This window comes from Thermogladius sp. (assembly GCF_049970955.1).
In the GTDB taxonomy this organism is placed as follows: Archaea; Thermoproteota; Thermoprotei_A; order Sulfolobales; family Desulfurococcaceae; genus Thermogladius.
In genome coordinates this window covers 1-2,182 of the sequence record NZ_JBMFLY010000110.1, presented here as the reverse complement: position 1 = coordinate 2,182, position 2,182 = coordinate 1, and the positions used below count along the sequence as shown (strand labels likewise).

2 protein-coding genes are annotated in these 2,182 nt (G+C 68.2%); both read left to right on the top strand.

From position 1 onward, the window contains the following. Positions 1-1,530: glutamine-hydrolyzing GMP synthase (gene guaA, locus ACP5VX_RS07120; protein WP_428725184.1), on the top strand; the 1,530-nt coding region annotated here is incomplete at its 5' end. 21 nt (positions 1,531-1,551) lie between these two features. After that, positions 1,552-2,172 (top strand): phosphoribosyltransferase, encoded by a 621-nt coding sequence (locus ACP5VX_RS07115; RefSeq protein ID WP_428725183.1) that lies wholly within the window; start codon positions 1,552-1,554, stop codon positions 2,170-2,172. The last annotated feature ends 10 nt before the right edge of the window (positions 2,173-2,182 follow it).

The window sequence follows — 2,182 nt, the reverse complement described above, 5'->3', positions numbered from 1 at the left end:
AGAGTCCTCGTAGTGGACTACGGGGGCCAGTACGCACACCTGGTGGCCAGGAGGCTCAGAGGGCTCGGCGTCTTCTCCCTCGTAGAGCCCTACCACGCGGTTGGGTCGCTCGACCTCGACGGCTACTCCGCCGTGGTCTTGTCCGGCGGCTACGACAGCCCCCCTCCCGTCGAGGGCGGGGTGCTCGAGGCCGCCAGGAGGGTACTGTACGAGTCCCGCGTACCGCTGCTCGCCATCTCCTACGGCCACCAGCTGCTAGCACTCCTCCTGGGCGGCTCAGTGGCCGATGCGTGCGGGGGGCAAGGCACGGCGAGGGTCAGGGTGCTGGTGAGGGACCCCGTCTTCGACGGGTGGGGGGAGACAGAGGAGGTGTGGGTGGGCCGGGGAGGGTGCGTTCTCGAGCCGCCCCCCGGCTCGACCGTCCTCGCAGTGTCGGAGGACGGTGCCGTGGCGGCCTTCAGGGCCGAGGTGAACGGGAGGCCCGTCTACGGTGTGCGGTTCCACCCCGAGGCCCACCACACGCGGAGGGGGCTGGTACTCCTGGACAACTTCCTGAGGCTGGCCGGGGCCGTGAGGGGCTGGGGCGTGGAGGCCTACTACCACCTGGCGCTACAAGAGCTGGAGAGGTACGCGGGCGCGCCGGGGAGGGTCGTGGCAGCCGTGAGCGGGGGCGTGGACTCGGCTACAGCCGCGCTGCTAGCGAGGAGGGTCTTCGGCGACAGGCTGGTCCCGGTGCTGGTGGACCACGGCCTGTTCAGGGAGGGGGAGGTGGAGGAGGTAAGGGAGGAGCTTGAGAGGGCGGGCCTCGAGCCTGTCTACGTGGACGCGCGGGAGAGGTTCCTGAGCAAGCTGGAGGGGCTGGCAGACTGCGAGGAGAGGAGGAGGGTGATCGGGGAGGAGTTCGCGAGGGTGTTCGACGAGCTGATGACCGAGTACGGGGCCGGGGCGTTTGTCCAGGGCACGATATACCCGGACGTCGTGGAGAGCGGTAGGCCGGGCGGCGGCAGGGTAAAGACGCACCACAACGTGGCCGGCCTACCCCGCTGGTTCAGGGAGAAGTACGCCGTGCTCGAGCCGCTGAGGTACCTGTACAAGGAGGAGGTGAGGGAGCTCGCCAGAGCCCTGGGCCTGCCCGACTACTTCCTCAAGAGGCACCCGTTCCCCGGCCCGGGCCTCGCGGCCAGGGTGGTCGGCCCGTTCAACAGGAGGAAGCTGGAGGTCTGCCGGAGGGCGACGGCCATAGTGGAGAAGGTGCTGAGGAGGCGGGGGCTCTACGACAGGGTCTGGCAGGCCTTCGCAGTGGTCGGCGACGACACGTGGGTGGGGGTCAAGGGCGGGTCGAGGAGGCACGGGCTCGTGGTCATCGTGAGGGTCGTCGAGAGCGCCGACGCGATGACGGCGGACTACTCGAGGCTGCCGTACGAGGTCCTGGACGAGATGTCGAGGGAGATAACGAGTAGCATCGACGACGTTACGATGGTGGCGTACGCCGTGACGGGTAAGCCTCCGAGCACGATCGAGCCTTGCTGAGGGTCGTGGGGGCGGCCCGGGTTGAGGGGCGTCGACGTGGTCTACATACCTTGGAGCAAGGCTCTCCAGTACTGCTACAGGCTGGCCTCCATGCTGCTCGACGCGGGTGAGGACCCCGAAGTCGTGGTCGCGGTGTCCAGGGGCGGGCTCGTCCCGGCGAGGATCGTCAGCGACGTCCTCGGAGTGGACGAGCTCGTCGTCTTGAGGAGCAGGCTCTGGGGCGTGGGGGGCCGGGTGAGAGAGGAGCCCGAGTTGAGGCTGCACGAGCGCCTGGAGGTAGACGGAAAGAGGGTGCTCGTGGTAGACGAGGTGGTCGACACCGGGGCGACCATGAGCAAGGTCGTCGGGCTCGTCTCGTCCATGGGGGCGAGGGAGGTGAAGACGGCCGTGCTACACTACAAGTCGACGAGCAGGCTGGTGCCAGACTACTACGTGGAGAGGCTCGAGAGGTGGGTCTGGGTCTTCTACCCCTGGTCCTTCAGCGAGACGCTCTACGGCCTCGCGAGGCGTTTCGGCGGCAGCGCCGTAGAGGAGGCCTTCAAGACGCTCATGGAGATCGGGGCCAGCGAGCTCTACCTCGACCCCCTAAGGATCAGGATGTCGCTAGAGAGGTACGCGAGGGCGGACAGGGGGACCGGCTAGGCGGCGCGGC